Source organism: Paraburkholderia sp. BR10882 (genome assembly GCF_040948855.1).
In the GTDB taxonomy this organism is placed as follows: Bacteria; Pseudomonadota; Gammaproteobacteria; order Burkholderiales; family Burkholderiaceae; genus Paraburkholderia; species Paraburkholderia nodosa_A.
Genome location: NZ_JBFPKP010000009.1, coordinates 197,244 through 212,036 on the forward strand (window position 1 = coordinate 197,244; position 14,793 = coordinate 212,036).

Below are 14,793 nucleotides of genomic sequence, written 5' to 3' on the forward strand. Positions count from 1 at the left end.
ACTGCCATTACGCCGCGCGCAGCGGCAGGTTCTTCACGCCGGCCACGCGGTTCGGCGCCATGCCGTTGGCCGCGAGCGTTTCGTCGACCGTCTCGTACTGCACGCCGATGCGATAGATATCACGCGCTTCCTTGCCCGTGGCAATTTCACGGCCCAGTTCGCGCGCCACGCGCACGCATTGCTCGATCTGCTGCACGGACGTGAAGCGCTTGCCGTGCTGGTCGATGATCGTATCTTCAATGCCGCAACGCGGGTGCAGGCCCATGGACATCGCCATCATGTTGAACGGCAGCACGTTCTTGAGCAGCGACTCGGCGGTGACGGTGCAGCCATCGGGCGCACGGTGCACGAAGTTGAAGAAGTTGAACGGGTTCGGGCCGTCGAAGCCGCCGCCGATGCCGATCCACGTGAGATTCAGCGGCCCCTTGTACGCGCCCTTGCGCACGAGGCGATCGAGCGTTTCGAGCGCGTGGATGCCCGTGAGCTGGAAGTGCGGCTGAATGCCCGAAGCCTGCAGACGGCGCAGATGCTCCTCCACCCATGCCGGGCCGGCCGGCACCGTCATTTCGCTATACGCGGCCATGAACGCCGGGTTGGAGAGCGAGGTGCCCGCCAGGTATTCCGGGTAGAGCAGCTCCATGATGTTCATCTGCGTGGTGTTGATCGCCACCGTCACCTGGTCCGGCTTCGGCTCGAGGTCGGCCAGCATGTGACGCGTATCGTCCGAGAGCCACTTCGCCGCTTCGCCCTCGTCTTCCGGCGCGAACGAGATCGAGCCGCCCACCTGGATGATCATGTCCGGCACCGCGGCGCGCACGCCTGCGATCAGCTCGTTGAACTTCGAGAGGCGTTTTGATCCCTTGCCGTCGAGTTCGCGCACATGCAGGTGCAGCACCGTTGCGCCCGCGTTGTAGCAATCCACGGCCTTCTGGATCTGTTCTTCCATCGTCACCGGAATGTCTTCCGGGAAGTCTTCGGGCATCCATTCCGGACCATACGGCGCGGTGGTGATGACAACCTTGTCCTGGTTCTCGGGGTGCAGCGAATCGTCGAGGAATTGCATCGTGTTCTCCAATATGGGGACGGTATTTCAACGTTTGGCAACGTGGCCGGAAGCCTGAAATAACGCTCGGAACCTGGCTGATCCGTTGAGATGCACGATACGGCAATCCTGCGCTACACTTTTCTGATTGCGCGCCATCGTTTTAGCTTTTCGCGCCACCAGGCGTTAACACCGAGACAAGCGCAAGCCCATGTTTGACGGGCTGAAAAGGCGCAGCGAGGCCGCAGCAAAGAGGAGACACGACAATGGAAACCACGCTGAGCTCGGTCTCGCTGAGCGGTTATTTCGACGTGGCAAAGCGCGTGGGATTGAACCCGGTCGAGCTTGCCCACGAGGCGGGCGTGGACGCCGCGGCGCTCGCAACTCCCGACCAACGCGTCCCCGCCGCCGCTGCGTGCCGGTTGCTGGAGCGTTCGGCGGAAAAGGCCGCGTGCCCGACGTTCGCGCTGCAAATGGCCGAGACGCGCCACAAGTTCGGCACTGGCGTGGTCAACATTCTGCTCGCGCACAAGCGCACGCTGCGCGAGGTGCTGCTCGCCACCGCAGAATACCGGCATCTGCTCAACGAAGCGCTCGCGATCTTTGTCGAAGACGCGGGCGCAACCGTCACGATCCGCGAGGAACTGGTCGTCGATCCGGGCACCCCCACATACCAGGCCATCGAACTCGCAGTGGGCGTGCTCGCGCGTCACTCCAGCGCGCTGCTGGGCGAGCACTGGAAACCGCGCGCGGTGCACTTCGTTCACCAGGCGCCGCCCAGCCTCACGTTTCATCGGCGTTTTTTCGGCTGTCCGCTGGAATTCGGCAGCGACTTCAACGGCATCGTATGCGCGGCCGCCGACCTCGACTACCCGAACCCCGCCGCCGACCCGGAACTGGTGCGCTACGCGGAAAGCCTCGCCGAATCGCTCAACGCAACGGGCGTCGATTCCACGGCACTCGAGGTGCGCAAGGCGATCTACCTGCTGCTGCCGCTCGAGCAGGCCAGCGTCGAAGGGGTGGCCGCGCATCTGCGGCTGAGCGTGCGCACGATGCAACGTCAGCTCGGCGTCGCCAATACGAGCTTCACGCGGCTCTTGGAGGAAGTGCGGGGCGAACTTGCCGTGCGCTACATGAGCAACCCGCGCTATCCCATCGGACGTGTGTCCGCCCTGCTCGGCTACGCCCAGCAGGGCTCGTTCACGAACTGGTTCAGCGCGCGCTTCGGCATGACGCCGCGCGACTGGCGCAATAGCCATTTGATCTGAAGCGACGGGACGACGGCGCGCGTGCCCTGCCGTGTGGTCCTTTAGTCCCTTAATCCCCTGGTCCCTCAGCCCGTATGCGGAAGCGGGTGCAAGTCAGGCGCGTCGGCATCGAACGTGGTCATGAGGCGCACCAGATCGGCAAGCGAGTTCGCCTTCATCTTCTCCATGACGCGCGCCCGGTGAATCTTGATCGTTTTCTCCGCCGCGCCCAGTTCGTCGGCCACGAGCTTGTTCGGCCGGCCCGTCACCACGAGCGCCATGACCTCGCGCTCGCGCGGCGTGAGTTTTTCCACCCGCCGCTGGATCTCCGCGCGCTGCTCGCGTTGTTCGTATAGCTGGCCTGCGCGTTCGAGCGCGCGCGACGTGGCTTCGAATAGCACCTGCGCGTCGATCGGCTTCGTCAGGAAATCCGATGCGCCCGCCTTCATCGCGCGCACCGCCGTATCCATGTCGCCATGGCCCGAAACGAAGACGATCGGCACCCTGCCCTCGAGCCGCTGCTGCAATTCAATGCCGCTCAGGTCGGGCAACTGGAGATCGAGCAGCAGGCAGGCAGGCGCGCTCGTCAGGTCCGCGCCGTTGAGGAAGGCGCTGGCGCTGCCGTACGCCTGTGCCGTGTAGCCGCCGGATCGCAACAAGCGGCATAGTGCGTTGCGAACGTGCTCGTCGTCGTCCACAACGAACACGATGGAAACTGGCGAGTTCATGGTGAAAAACGCGTGGTCGTCTGCACGCACGCGCCCTCCGCGGGAAGTTCGATATGGAACGTCAGGCCGCGATCGGCGTTGCGCTCGGCCCATAGCTGGCCGCCGTGCGCCATGACGATGGTGCGGCTGATGGAGAGGCCAAGGCCCAGCCCGTGGGGCTTGGACGTCATGAACGGCTTGAACAGCGTGACGAGCCGATCGGCATCGACACCCGGCCCATGATCGCGGATCGCGAGGCGCACCTTGCCGCGATTCTCGCTTGCCGTCACGAAGATGCACACCCTGCGATCTTCCGCGTGGCAGTCGTGCACCGCATCGAGCGCATTGAGGAGCAAATTGACGAGCACCTGCTGCAGTTGAACCGCATCGCCGTGCACTTGCGGCAGCCCGTCTTCGATGCGCGCGCCCACTGCCGCGCCACAGGTTTCCGTCTCGCGGCGCAGCAGGCGCACCACGTCGCGCACGAGGCTGCCGACATCGACGGGGCACAGCTCGGGCGGCTCGCAGCGCGCGGACTGGCGCATCTTGCGGATGATCGCGTGCGCACGCGTGCTGTCGGACACGACCTCGCCAAGCAGCTCCCGCAAGTCGCTCATGGCCGGCGGGCTCTGGGCGAGAAACCGTTGCGCGGCCTGTGCGTTGCTGAGAATGGCCGTGAGCGGCTGATCGACTTCGTGCGCGAGCGCGGCGGCCATGTCGCCCACCTCGGACGCCCGTTCCCGACGCAACCGGCGCGGTTCGCTGCCGGACTCCGCGAGCGTCGTGTCGCGCCTTTCCGGTTCGATGACGACCACCATGCGCGCCGCGGGTCCGGCGGCGAGCGATGCCGAAGCGCTCACATGCACGTCGATATCGGCGCCGTTCTTCGCGCGCGCGATGGCCACGCGCGTCACGCTATGCGGCAACCCCTGCGCGGACTTCAGTGCGCCGAACGATACGGGGCGTGCGTCTCTTCGCCAGGCGACGAGCACGTTTTCGATGCGCATGCCGATCAATTCGCCCAGGGCATAGCCGAGCACGTGGGTGGCCATGCCATTGGCCCATGCGACGCTGCCCGCTTCGTCGATCAAGAGCGCCGCCGCGGGCACGACTTCGAGAACGCTGTGCAGACTTTGCGCAATGGCCTGTGTGGCCTGCGCCGACGCGTGGCCGGTGTTGCGCGCGGCCAGTGCGTTGCCGTTCGGCGGAGTGCGCGGCTTGATTCTGTCGAGCCACGCCAGCAGGCCGGCCGCTGCGTGTTCGGCTCTCGGTCTGTTCAGTTTTAGTTTTTCGTTCCCCATGTCTGCCCTGATCACGGTGTCCTCCGGCTACGCTGCCCTGCTCCGGCAGCCTGCGAATCGTTTCAAACGCTTCAGCGCCCAGGCGGGGCGGATTTGACGAGCACCGGCATTCCGGCCGTTTTGCGGTGCAAACTGCGCCCCAATGATGACTGCAGCTTACTTTTGATTATCGAAGAACGCTCCGGCATGGGCGGAGAATGAGTCAGTCATTGAAGAAAAGAACGGATGGGATCATGATTGCGGAACCGCTTCGCTGTACGCTTTCACCGCGCGTTAATTATATGAAAGAAATTGCCGATGATTCGTTCCGCGCGCAATTGTTTTCGATAACTTTTTCCGCATATAACGCTAATCAGGCGCTAAGGCCTTGAATGCGCTTGCACCGGACTATATACACTGACTATTTACCGGGAATATTTGCGAACGTTTTCTTTGATTTGGTAATTGGCTCGCGAAATCATCTCTATTCAATACGAATGGCGATCGTGCAGTTTGTCGCGTGGCATTATCTATTCTGTTTTTTATGAAATAGTCGCCACCATTATTTCGATCTGGAAACGCGCGAAAATGGCCTGCAGAATCCATCACACCTCCGGCGCGTGACAGCTCGGTAAACGCCGTTGTTGATCAAGGCGCCGAAGCTGGCGCGGCTGCACTCGCCGCATGATGTTGCGTCGTATTTTGCTGACCATGTTGCCGGGACTGGTTCGAGCGGGCCTTGTGCTCCGCTTTGCGCTGCACGTCCCGCATCTGCCTGGTACCCATCGTTCCCGCTTGCGCAAATACTTCAGACATGAAGGCGGGCGCACAAAGCAGGAGCACCGTCGCACACGGCACAGCAAGACGCATTTTCATTTGGGATCTCCAGGTGTCGGCGCTGCCAGCCTCGACGAGTGAATAGCATCATTGCGCCGCCATTGCGGTGTCAATAGGACTCTGGTCCGATTGCCAGCACAGCGTGGCTTGCCGGACTATACCCGTGGGGCTCTCCGCCTCGCCACACTCGAACAAGAATGCGCGCACGCGCTCGCCCCTTCACGTTGTCGCTATCCGTCCCGCACTCCGGTTGAGCAAACAATTGGAAGGATCGGCCATGACCTCATGGATCAAACAACGCACGTACACCCTCTGCCTGCTCGTGCTCGCGTTGCTCCTGGCAGGCGCTCAGGCGGTGCGCGCGCAAGACGCGCCGCAGCCCGCCCCCTACAAGCCCGAGGAGCTGGAGGCGCTGGTCGCGCCCATCGCGCTCTATCCCGATTCGGTGCTGGCGCAAGTCCTGATGGCATCGACTTACCCGCTCGAAATCGTGCATGCGGCCCGCTGGGTCAAGGAGCACCCGAAGCTGAAGGGCGACGAAGCCGTGAAGGCCGTGCAGGACCAGCCATGGGACACGAGCGTGAAGTCGCTCGTCGCGTTCCCGCAGGCCCTCGAGCCGATGAACGACAAGCTCGACTGGACCCAGAAACTCGGTGACGCGTTCCTCGCCCAGGAAAAGGATGTGCTCGCCGCCGTGCAGCGCCTGCGTGCACGCGCACAGGACTCGGGCAACCTCAAGAGCAACGAGCAGCAAAAGGTCGTGGTCGAGCAGCCGCCCGCGCAAGGCGGCCAGACCATCGTGAAGATCGAGCCTGCCAAGCCCGAGGTGATCTATGTACCCGCGTACAACCCCACGATCGTGTACGGCGCGTGGAGCTACCCGGCTTACCCGCCGTACGCCTGGCCACCCTATCCTGCTTACTATCCCGGCGGCGCACTGATGACCGGCTTCGCGTGGGGCGTCGGGCTCGCCGCCGCGGGCGCGATCTTCGGCAACTGCAACTGGGGCGGCGGCGACGTCAACATCAACGTGGACAAGGCGCGCAACGTCAATCGCAACTTCGACAGCACCAAGGTCCAGGGAGGCAAGTGGCAGCACGATGCCAGCCACCGCCAGGGCGTCGCATACCGTGACAACGCCACGCGCGAGAAATTCGGCAACAACGTGGCAGGCGCCGACGGCCGCCGCGACTATCGCGGCCGCAATGGCCAGAATGGCCAGAACGGCGCCAGCGTGGCGGACCGCGCCGGCAACCGCACGGGCGGCGGTGCAGGCGGCCAGGGCCTGGGCAATGGCAACCGCGGGAATCAGGGCAATCCCGGCAATCGCGGCGGCGCGGGCAACAACGCGAGCGTCGGCAATCGCGCGAACCTCGCCGACAACGGAGCGGGTGGCAATCGCGGAGACCTTGGCAATAACGGTGCCGGCGGCAATCGCGGCGGCATGGCTAACAATGCCGGCGGGAGCAATCGCGTGAGCACCGGGGCAGGCGGCGGGTTTGGCGGCGGCGGTGGAGGGAGCTACGGCGGCGGCGGCCGCGATGGCGCCTTCCAGGGTGTGGGCGGCGGCGGCGCCACCCAGCGCGACGCGAGTCGCGGCCGCTCCAGCATGCAGTCTTCAGGGTTCAATCGTCCGAGCGGCGGCGGCGGTATGCGCGGCGGTGGCGGCGGTCGTGGCGGCGGCAGACGCTAGGGAGAACGGCCATGAACAGACATGAGTTTCTCCGTCCGGCTGCATCGGCAGTACTCGCGGCGGCGATCGCCATCGCACTGCTGGTATTCGCGCCGCGGCCTTGCGCGGCCGCCGGGCAAAACACCTTCGCTACGCCCGACGCGGCGATGGCCGCGTTCGGCGACGCCGTGGCCGGCAACGACGAGGCGGAACTGCGCACGCTCTTCGGCGCAGATTTCCGCCAGCTCATCCCGCCGGTCGGCGCTCAGATCCGCGACAAGTTCCTGAGTGAATGGCAGACTTCGCACACCATTCAGGATACCGATGCAAATCACGCGATGATCGCCGTTGGCGACGACGGCTGGACCTTTCCGGTCCCGCTCGTCAAGACCGCCCAGGGCTGGCACTTCGACACGCACGCCGGTGTCGAGGAAATGCGCGTGCGCCGCATTGGCCGCAACGAGCTTGCCGTGATGCAGACGATGCTCGCGGTCTACGACGCGCAACGCGAATATGCGCAGACCTATCACGACGGCAGCGACATGCTGGTCTACGCCAGCAAGCTCGCGAGTTCGCCGGGCAAGCATGACGGCCTGTACTGGCCGACCGATCCCGACGCCGCGCCGAGCCCGCTAGGCGTCGCATTCCTCAAGGCCGGCGCGCGCAACGCCGAAAACGCCGGTTACTACGGCTACCACTACAAGCTGCTGACCTCGCAGGGTCCGCACGCGCCCGGCGGCGCATATAACTACATGGTCGACAACAAGCTGTTCGGCGGCTTTGGCGTCGTTGCGTGGCCGGTGCGGTACGGCGACACGGGTATCAAGACCTTCATGGTCAGCCACGACGGCCAGGTCTACGAGCGCGATCTCGGCCCGGATGGCGCGGCAAAAGCCGAAGCGATGACATCCTTCGATCCGGGCCCGGGCTGGTCGAAGGCTGCGCCGTGACACTCGGCACTGGCGCTGCGCCACTGCGTTTCACGGTGCGCGCGCGGGCTCGGGGGCCGACGCTCGCGCCGGCGCGTCTTCACCGAGCATGTAGAGCAGCAGCGCGTCGCGATCGGGTGCGCTCATCGCCGCCGTCGAGCGCATGAGCACCGCGCTCGCCCAGCAGACGTCGGCCATCGTGGCGCCAGGGCCGCCATTCGTGACGCGCTCGAGCCGCGCCACGGACTGCGGATCGCCAGCGAGGGCCGCGTTGACCGCATCGTCGAGATGCCGCAACGCCCGCTCGTATGCCACGGGCGTGGGCAGCCTGACTGGCGCGGCGAGCAGGGATCGGATCACCACGCGATAAAGCAACGAGAAGTATTCGGCCGTGTCGGCATCGCTCATGCTGCCGATCGAAATGCCCTGAGCAAGGTCCTGCACGCTCGCCATGCCCTGGCAATTGCCGCGCGCCGCGCGTCCCATGTATTTCGCGAGCAGCGTGAGGTACGCCAGGCGGTCTTGTGGCGTCAGGCGCGCGATGCCGCCGCGGATCAGGCGCTCGCGCGCCGCGTCGTCGCGCAGCCGGGCTTCGAGGCCCGCCATGCCGCCGGGCACGGCGACCGCCACGGCCGGGTCCGCACGCAGCCGGTAGAACCACGTTTCGACGATGCGCGCCTTGATCGTCTCCTGCTCGACGCCGGCCTCGCGCAATGCCACCGCGCTCTGCGCGGACCTCGGCTCGGCGGGCGCAACAACGTAATCGAGCACTGCGAAGAGTCCCGCCGGCGTGTCCTCGCTGCGAGGCACGCTGCCCGACGCATCGTGGCCCGCCAGCGCCAGCGCCGCGCTCAGTGCGAGCCACGCACAATGCAACGTCTTCATGAGATCCCGCGTAGCGTGCTCACTCCGTCGCACTGCCAACTGTTGGATGGTCCGCGCGAATCGCGGCGGCAATGTCGGCGCTGATGGTGGCGAGTGCGCGATCGTGCGCGTCGACGAGCGCACCGTAGTCCTGGCTCGTCACCTGCTCGTGCGCTACGGTGTGCCCGAGCGTCAGCGCCTGGTGACCCGGCGGGCGCACGACCCATTGCGCGTCGATCGTCACCGAGTCTCCCAGTACGCTGTCGATGCGCGTGATATCGACGCGAACGCGCCAGACCGGCGGGGTGGCCGCGCCATCGAACGTCGAGACGTGCGCCGTCCCGAGCCGCTGTGCAAGGTCCGCGGCAACGACGCGCCCAACGTCCAGTTTGAGCGGCGTGGCCCAGCGCGCGAACTCGTTCATCTGGATCGTGTTGTCCGGATTGCGCGTGACGATTTGCGGCCGGTCCACCATGTCGGGCACAGTCACGGGACCGACGACGACATCGAGTGCAGCGGCGCTCGTCGGCACGGCGGGCGATGCGCTGGCCGTCGCGGCGCTCGCATCATCGGCGCGCAACGCATAGAAGGTCGGCGACGGCGAGGAGCACCCGGCGAGACACGCCATCGCAACGGCGAGAACGGCAGGCAGAGTCAGGTTGCGGCGGTTCACTGCTTGCCTCCAGGTTTGCCCTGCACCACGGCCTCGGGATGGCGCTCGAGGTAATCCGTAAGCATGCGCACGGACGCGGCGGTGCGGGCCAGTTCGCGCATGGCGTCGCTCGTGTTCTGCTGGAGCTGCGAGTCGGGCTGCAAGGCATCGGTGGCCGAGTTGAGCGTGGATCTTGCCGCCGAAAGCGTATCGTGCGCCTGCGGCACCACGTCGGTGCCGAGCTTCGCCACCACGTCGTTCGCACTTTGCAGCGTGCGCTGCGCACTCGCGCCGATGGCCTCGAACGGAATACCGTTGAGCTTCGCGAGCAGTCGCGTGAGCGAATCCTGCAGCGACTGCAACGTGCGCGGCACCGTCGGCATCTCGGGCGGCGTTCTCGACCAGTCGATCTTAGCCATCGCAGCGTCCGGGAAGACGTCGAAGGCGACGTAGAGCTGTCCTGTGAGAGGATTACCCGAGCGCAGCTGGAACCGGAAGCCGCTGGCAACCAGGAACTCGGCAAGCTGGCGCGGTTGCGAAGTGAGGCGTCCGGCCGGCTGGCCTTTCTCGAAGCGCGACGTAAAGCGCTCCGGATACAGATTGATTTCAACAGGAATGCTGAACTGTTTCTTCACCGGGTCGAAGCGCGTGTAGATACGTGTGACCTCGCCAATCACGACGCCGCGGAAATCGACCGGCGCGCCCACTGTGAGCCCGCGCACGGAGTCGTAGAAGGTCACGACGTAGGTGTCGACAATGCGGTCATGCTCCTTCATCGAGTCGGCGTGCGTGGCGTAAAGCTCGAACTTCGAGTCTGCGTCGGCCTCGGGCGGTTCACCGCCGGCGTCGGCGTCGGGCGTTTCAAACGCCACGCCGCCGATGAGCAGCGACACCACCGACTGCGTGTTGATCTGCACGCCGTCCGGGCTGAGCGAGACGTCGAGTCCACTCGCATGCCAGAAGCGCGTGTCGCTGCGCACGAACCTGTCGTAGGGCGCGTTCACGAACACGCGCAGCGTCACGCCCTTGCCGTTCGGGTCCATTTCATAGGCAGCAATCTGTCCGACCTGAAGACGGCGGAAGAACACCGGCGAGCCGACATCGAGCGAGCCCATGTTCACGCTGTGCAACACGAATTCGCGCCCCGGGATGTCGCTCGGGATCGCAGGCGGGACTTCGAGTCCCACGAAGTCGTGGCGCGCTTTGCTGGAGTTGCCTTCGTCCATGCCGACAAAAGAGCCCGAGAGCAGCGTGCTCAGGCCCGAAACCGTACCGCCGGAAATGCGCGGGCGCACGACCCAGAAGCGCGTGTTGTCGACGAGCATGCTCGCCGCGTCCTTCACGAGTTCGCCAGTCGCGATCACACGCTTGTGATCGGGCGAGAGCGTGACCGCCTTCACCACGCCGATATCGACGTCCTTGTACTTGATCTTCGTCTTGCCGGCCTCGAGGCCGTCGCCGGTCTTGAAGCTGATCGTGATCGTCGGCCCTTCCTCGATGATCGCCTTGGCAGCGAGCCAGCCGCCAATGAGCACCGCGACGATCGGCACGAGCCAGACAATCTGCATGCGCCAGCGCGAGCCGCGCGCCGGCTTCGCCTCGGGCAGGTCCGGCAAGGAATCGTCGTTACCGGGTGCTGCCATTTTCGTGCTCCATCGCGTCCCAGATGAGACGCGGGTCGAACATGTTCGCGGCGAACATGGTGAGGATCACGACGGCACCGAAAGCGATCGCGGCGGGCCCCGCCTTGATCGTGGCGAGCGCGTTGAACTGCACCAGCGCGACGAGCATCGTGATCACGTAGATGTCGAGCATCGACCAGCGGCCGACCAGCTCGATCAGCCGGTAGATGCGCGTGCGTTGCTCGGGCAGCCATGTCCAGCGGCGCTGCGTGGTCCACGTCAGATACGAAAGCCCCAGGATCTTCAGCATGGGCACGGCGATGCTGGCAATGAACACGAGCAGCGCGAGCGGCCACGAACCCGACACCCACAGATACACCACACCGCTCATGATCGTGTCCTTCTGCGAGCCGAACAGCGAACTCGTGTCCATGACGGGCAGCACATTCGCCGGTACGTACAGCACCATCGCCGCAACCAGCAGCGCCCACGTGCGCGACAGGCTCGCGACCTTGCGCATGTGCAGCGCGCTGCCGCAGCGCGGGCACGTCGCCGCATGCGCGGCCGCCGGCATGCGCGCGAGCATTCCGCACGCATGGCAGCGCGCGATGCCGCACGCGGCGCCCGTGAGCGGGCCTGCGGCGCGCTCGCCTCGCGCTCTGGCCGCCTCGCCCGACGCGTAGCGCGTCGTCACGCTGGGCGTGTCGAGCACCCTGACCGCGTTGGCCGGTTGCGTTGCCCGCGCCACGCGCGACCAGAACTGGCGCGCGTCGAACGCCGCGCTCGCGCCCGCGAGCACCAGCATCAACGCGCCGAACGACCACAACGCGACACCCGTCACGACCGTTGCGATATGGGACAGCTTCACGAGCGCGACCAGCAGGCCGAGTATCAGCACGTCGGTCATGCCCCACGGCCGTGCGATGTACATTGCGCGGAACAGGAGCGGCGCCTGCCACGGCGCGCGGTCGATCGCGAGCGGCACGAGGAGGGCGAGCAGACACACGACCTGCAGGCCAGGCATGAGGATCGTCGTGGCGAATACCAGCGCCGCGATGGGCCACATGCCGTCGAGATAGAGAATCTCGACCGAATGCCACAGCGTCGTGCGTACGAGATTGCCGTTCACCGAGAGTCCGACGATCGGATACAGGTTGGAAATGACGAACAGCACGAGTGCGCCCAACGCGAACGCGAGCGCACGGCCGAGGCTTTCCGGCAGATTCCTTTCCAGTTCGGCGTTGCAGCGCAGGCAGCGCAGGGTGCCCCCCGGCGGGCAAGGCGCGCCGCGCTGCATGAGATCGCAGTCGTGGCAAACGAGAAGCTCAGCGCGCTTCATTGCGGGGCCTCCCTGAATCCGGTCGTGGCGTGGTCGATTCATCGTCGCTGTACCGATTCGGCATGCGGGGCGTCAGCCCGGCGGCGGCACGCCCAGCACCGCATGGACCGCGCCGATGAGCGCGGAGTCGTCGAACGGCTTGCGCAGGTACGCAACCGCGCCGGCTGCCTGTGCCTGCTCGCGCACGCGCGCATCGTCGTGCGCCGTAATCACGATGCACTGGATGCCGGTGCCACCCAGCCGACGCTGTACCTCGATACCGTTGATGCCGGGCATCTGGATATCGAGGACCACGCACACGGGCGCGTGAGGCGCCGCGGCCGCCAGGGCGTCGAGAAATGCCTCGCCGCTCGTGTACACGTCGGAGTCGATGCCGACCGACTTCAACAGGCGCTGGATCGCTCGCCCGACCGACTCCTCGTCGTCGACGACGGCCACGGATCGTGTCACGGTGTTCATTTGACTTAGCGTTCGGTTACCGGTGAGGACAGCCAGAGCGGCGCCGCCGTGCGCGCCGACCGGCATCCTGAGCGCAAGCGGCTTCTCCATGCGCGACTACTTGTGTGGTGCAGGCTTGACGGATACGGCGAACGCTTCCGTATACACTGCCTCGACCTGATCGCCGACCTGCACGTTTGCAAGCTGCTGGGGATCCTCGACCCGCAGATCCATCGTTCCCCCTTCGGGGCCCATCAGGGTGACCGTTTTCGTCTTGGTGTCGACCGCTACGACATTCGCCGTGACTTTCACCTCACGGCCCACCATGCCGCCGGGCTTCTCGCCGGCAGCCGCACGCTCGACCTGCGGCGTTTCCTGCACCGAGGTCTCGCCGTCGCCTCCCTTCTTCAGGCTCAGCGTGAGTGATTCCTTATAGGTCATCGTCACGACATCGCCGACCTTTAGTTGATCGAAGTTTCTGACTTCCGGTCCCAGTTCGGCTTCTACCAGCTTGCCGTCGTGACGCTTGAGCGTGACGGTGCGGGTATCGGCGTCGATCTTCGTGATGGTCGCCGTCACCTTGTGCATGCCGGTGACGGTTGCCTTGCCCGGCTCGTGCGTCACGTTGGCCGTCGTCTGGCCCTGAGCCGCGGCAAGCTGCGCCGCGGCAACGATGACGGCTGAAACAACCCATTTGAGGTACGACATCGCGACCTCCTGTTACAGATCGAGCTTCGTCACCTTCGTGCCAGCGACCGACGCATCGGCCATGATGCCCGTATTGGTCATCACGATCGCCTGGACCGGCGCCGTTGCGGTTCGCGTGTCGATCTGCCCATTCGCACCGACCTTGACGAGCGCAACGGCAACATCGCCGCCAACCGACCAGCCCTTCGAGTTGCGGAACTTGTCGAGCGAGTCCTGCGTCATGAAGAGAAAGATCACGGCAGTGGACTGCACCCCTGCCTGCAAGCCGAACGAAGCGGCCGCCGTGCTGTAGTACCCGACCGTCGATCCGCCCACGCGCAACGCACCCTGGCCGTACGACCCGCCAATGATGAACGCTGCCTTGCCGACCGATGGAAAGACCAGCACGCCTTGCGACTTCGAAACGAGTTCCTGCGAGCCCGGGACAGTCGAGAACAGCCGGGACATCGTGCCGTCCACGGCGGCATCGATCTCCTGGCGTTTCGCCGCATCGGTCGCGCCGCTCGTCCCACTGCCCGTGGTCGTGCTGCAACCCGCTGCAGCGAGCCCGGCCGCGGCCGCCGCCGTAAGCACAAAAATCCGTCGCTTCATTGTTGTCCTCCATTGAGTTTAGACAGCCCGGACACGGCACTCACGCATGCGGATCGAACGTCACGCGGGAATGAGACGTTGCTCGCACATCGTTGCTCATCGTTCAGTTACATAGTCGCAGACGCGGCGCACAGGACAAATCGGACCTTGGTCTTACGCCGCCTCAGGCCGCTTCATGCACGGCGCACTACTGCACCGTGTAGCCGCGCCCTTGCATGCACGCGGCAAACGCGCGGTTGAACGTGTCGATCGCGCCCTGCTGCTGTTGCTGCGCGTTGGCCTGCTGGGCACGCCGTTCCTGGCGCGCGCGTGAGCCGCCCACCATCGTGCCGGCCGCCGCGCCCACTGCCGCGCCCCTGCCCGCATCGCCGGTGATCGCGCCGATCACCGCGCCGCCCGCCGCGCCGCGCGCCGCGCCCTGGACACGCTGGCCGCCGCCCACCGCCGGCCCCGAAGGCGGCGGTGGCGTCGACGCGACCTGTTTCGGGTCAATGCCCGTGTTGCTCCTGGCCCACGAGTAGCATGCCGATTCGTCCGAGTGCTGTTGCTGCGCGCTCTGCCCCTTCGCGGGATACGCAATAGGCGTTGCCTGCGCGGCACTCATCAAAAGCAGCACGGCGGCGCACAGGGCGCCGGTCCGACAATTTATATAGGTATCCATATCAACTCCTTGAGCGCGTGCGAGATCGCGCCGATTACGCCTGCTGCTATCGGCGGGAGATTGGACAATGACAGTCGTGCCTTCGGCACGACGCCCGAATGCGGGACGAACACCGCGCCGTGCAACCGGCGCAGTGGTCTGTTCAATGATGTGGGAGCGGCACGGCGAAGACAATCAGACCATGGTCCTACCGTCCCCCATAGG

14 protein-coding genes are annotated in these 14,793 nt (G+C 65.4%); 3 read left to right on the forward strand and 11 right to left on the reverse strand.

The window, feature by feature from the left end:
- Positions 1-7: 7 nt before the first annotated feature.
- Positions 8-1,063 carry a 3-keto-5-aminohexanoate cleavage protein gene (locus AB3X99_RS23420; RefSeq protein ID WP_342948615.1) on the reverse strand — a complete coding sequence of 352 codons (1,056 nt, stop codon included), beginning with the start codon at positions 1,061-1,063 and terminating at the stop codon, positions 8-10.
- Between the two features lie 245 nt (positions 1,064-1,308).
- On the opposite strand from AB3X99_RS23420, the gene AB3X99_RS23425 reads away from it, so the two are divergent.
- A complete protein-coding gene (locus AB3X99_RS23425) occupies positions 1,309-2,310 on the forward strand; it encodes an AraC family transcriptional regulator (protein WP_368618294.1) in 1,002 nt (333 codons plus the stop codon).
- Between the two features lie 65 nt (positions 2,311-2,375).
- Here the strand turns inward: AB3X99_RS23425 and AB3X99_RS23430 are convergent, their stop codons facing one another.
- Positions 2,376-3,017, reverse strand: coding sequence for a response regulator transcription factor (locus tag AB3X99_RS23430; protein WP_069263130.1), 642 nt, complete (start codon positions 3,015-3,017; stop codon positions 2,376-2,378).
- Positions 3,014-4,297: a PAS domain-containing sensor histidine kinase gene (locus AB3X99_RS23435; protein ID WP_368618295.1), complete on the reverse strand. Its 1,284-nt coding sequence runs from the start codon at positions 4,295-4,297 to the stop codon at positions 3,014-3,016. Before AB3X99_RS23435 ends, AB3X99_RS23430 begins: the two co-directional genes overlap by 4 nt.
- 1,093 nt (positions 4,298-5,390) lie before the next feature.
- Here AB3X99_RS23435 and AB3X99_RS23440 point away from each other — a divergent pair.
- Positions 5,391-6,806: a DUF3300 domain-containing protein gene (locus tag AB3X99_RS23440; protein ID WP_069263128.1), complete on the forward strand. Its 1,416-nt coding sequence runs from the start codon at positions 5,391-5,393 to the stop codon at positions 6,804-6,806.
- An 11-nt stretch (positions 6,807-6,817) separates the two neighbouring features.
- On the forward strand, positions 6,818-7,735 hold the full coding sequence (locus AB3X99_RS23445) for a DUF2950 domain-containing protein (RefSeq protein ID WP_083245164.1): 918 nt from the start codon (positions 6,818-6,820) through the stop codon (positions 7,733-7,735).
- 30 nt (positions 7,736-7,765) lie between these two features.
- Here the strand turns inward: AB3X99_RS23445 and AB3X99_RS23450 are convergent, their stop codons facing one another.
- The 8 genes from AB3X99_RS23450 to AB3X99_RS23485 form a co-directional block, all read right to left on the reverse strand.
- Positions 7,766-8,599 carry a hypothetical protein gene (locus AB3X99_RS23450; RefSeq protein WP_368618296.1) on the reverse strand — a complete coding sequence of 278 codons (834 nt, stop codon included), beginning with the start codon at positions 8,597-8,599 and terminating at the stop codon, positions 7,766-7,768.
- Positions 8,600-8,618: 19 nt separating this feature from the next.
- On the reverse strand, positions 8,619-9,251 hold the full coding sequence (locus AB3X99_RS23455; RefSeq protein WP_368618297.1) for a membrane integrity-associated transporter subunit PqiC: 633 nt from the start codon (positions 9,249-9,251) through the stop codon (positions 8,619-8,621).
- A complete protein-coding gene (locus AB3X99_RS23460) occupies positions 9,248-10,873 on the reverse strand; it encodes an intermembrane transport protein PqiB (protein WP_368618298.1) in 1,626 nt (541 codons plus the stop codon). Before AB3X99_RS23460 ends, AB3X99_RS23455 begins: the two co-directional genes overlap by 4 nt.
- Positions 10,857-12,191 carry a paraquat-inducible protein A gene (locus AB3X99_RS23465; protein WP_368618299.1) on the reverse strand — a complete coding sequence of 445 codons (1,335 nt, stop codon included), beginning with the start codon at positions 12,189-12,191 and terminating at the stop codon, positions 10,857-10,859. The genes AB3X99_RS23460 and AB3X99_RS23465 overlap by 17 nt, the downstream gene beginning before the upstream one ends.
- Positions 12,192-12,263: 72 nt before the next feature.
- Positions 12,264-12,650 (reverse strand): response regulator, encoded by a 387-nt coding sequence (locus tag AB3X99_RS23470; protein WP_342948605.1) that lies wholly within the window; start codon positions 12,648-12,650, stop codon positions 12,264-12,266.
- 96 nt (positions 12,651-12,746) lie between these two features.
- Entirely contained in the window at positions 12,747-13,337 is a 591-nt protein-coding gene (locus AB3X99_RS23475; RefSeq protein WP_342948604.1) for a hypothetical protein, read from the reverse strand.
- A 12-nt stretch (positions 13,338-13,349) separates the two neighbouring features.
- On the reverse strand, positions 13,350-13,928 hold the full coding sequence (locus tag AB3X99_RS23480) for a YSC84-related protein (RefSeq protein ID WP_368618300.1): 579 nt from the start codon (positions 13,926-13,928) through the stop codon (positions 13,350-13,352).
- Positions 13,929-14,115: 187 nt separating this feature from the next.
- The gene (locus AB3X99_RS23485; RefSeq protein ID WP_342948603.1) at positions 14,116-14,589 is read right to left on the reverse strand and encodes a glycine zipper family protein; all 474 of its coding nucleotides are present in this window, start codon (positions 14,587-14,589) and stop codon (positions 14,116-14,118) included.
- Positions 14,590-14,793 lie beyond the last annotated feature (204 nt).

Coding starts and splice junctions, on each gene's coding strand:
- AB3X99_RS23425 (WP_368618294.1), top strand. CDS start 1,309: ATGGAAACCACGCTGAGCTCGGTCTCGCTGAGCGGTTATTTCGACGTG.
- AB3X99_RS23450 (WP_368618296.1), bottom strand. CDS start 8,599: ATGAAGACGTTGCATTGTGCGTGGCTCGCACTGAGCGCGGCGCTGGCG.
- AB3X99_RS23430 (WP_069263130.1), bottom strand. CDS start 3,017: ATGAACTCGCCAGTTTCCATCGTGTTCGTTGTGGACGACGACGAGCAC.
- AB3X99_RS23460 (WP_368618298.1), bottom strand. CDS start 10,873: ATGGCAGCACCCGGTAACGACGATTCCTTGCCGGACCTGCCCGAGGCG.
- AB3X99_RS23470 (WP_342948605.1), bottom strand. CDS start 12,650: ATGAACACCGTGACACGATCCGTGGCCGTCGTCGACGACGAGGAGTCG.
- AB3X99_RS23480 (WP_368618300.1), bottom strand. CDS start 13,928: ATGAAGCGACGGATTTTTGTGCTTACGGCGGCGGCCGCGGCCGGGCTC.
- AB3X99_RS23435 (WP_368618295.1), bottom strand. CDS start 4,297: ATGGGGAACGAAAAACTAAAACTGAACAGACCGAGAGCCGAACACGCA.
- AB3X99_RS23445 (WP_083245164.1), top strand. CDS start 6,818: ATGAACAGACATGAGTTTCTCCGTCCGGCTGCATCGGCAGTACTCGCG.
- AB3X99_RS23420 (WP_342948615.1), bottom strand. CDS start 1,063: ATGCAATTCCTCGACGATTCGCTGCACCCCGAGAACCAGGACAAGGTT.
- AB3X99_RS23475 (WP_342948604.1), bottom strand. CDS start 13,337: ATGTCGTACCTCAAATGGGTTGTTTCAGCCGTCATCGTTGCCGCGGCG.
- AB3X99_RS23440 (WP_069263128.1), top strand. CDS start 5,391: ATGACCTCATGGATCAAACAACGCACGTACACCCTCTGCCTGCTCGTG.
- AB3X99_RS23485 (WP_342948603.1), bottom strand. CDS start 14,589: ATGGATACCTATATAAATTGTCGGACCGGCGCCCTGTGCGCCGCCGTG.
- AB3X99_RS23465 (WP_368618299.1), bottom strand. CDS start 12,191: ATGAAGCGCGCTGAGCTTCTCGTTTGCCACGACTGCGATCTCATGCAG.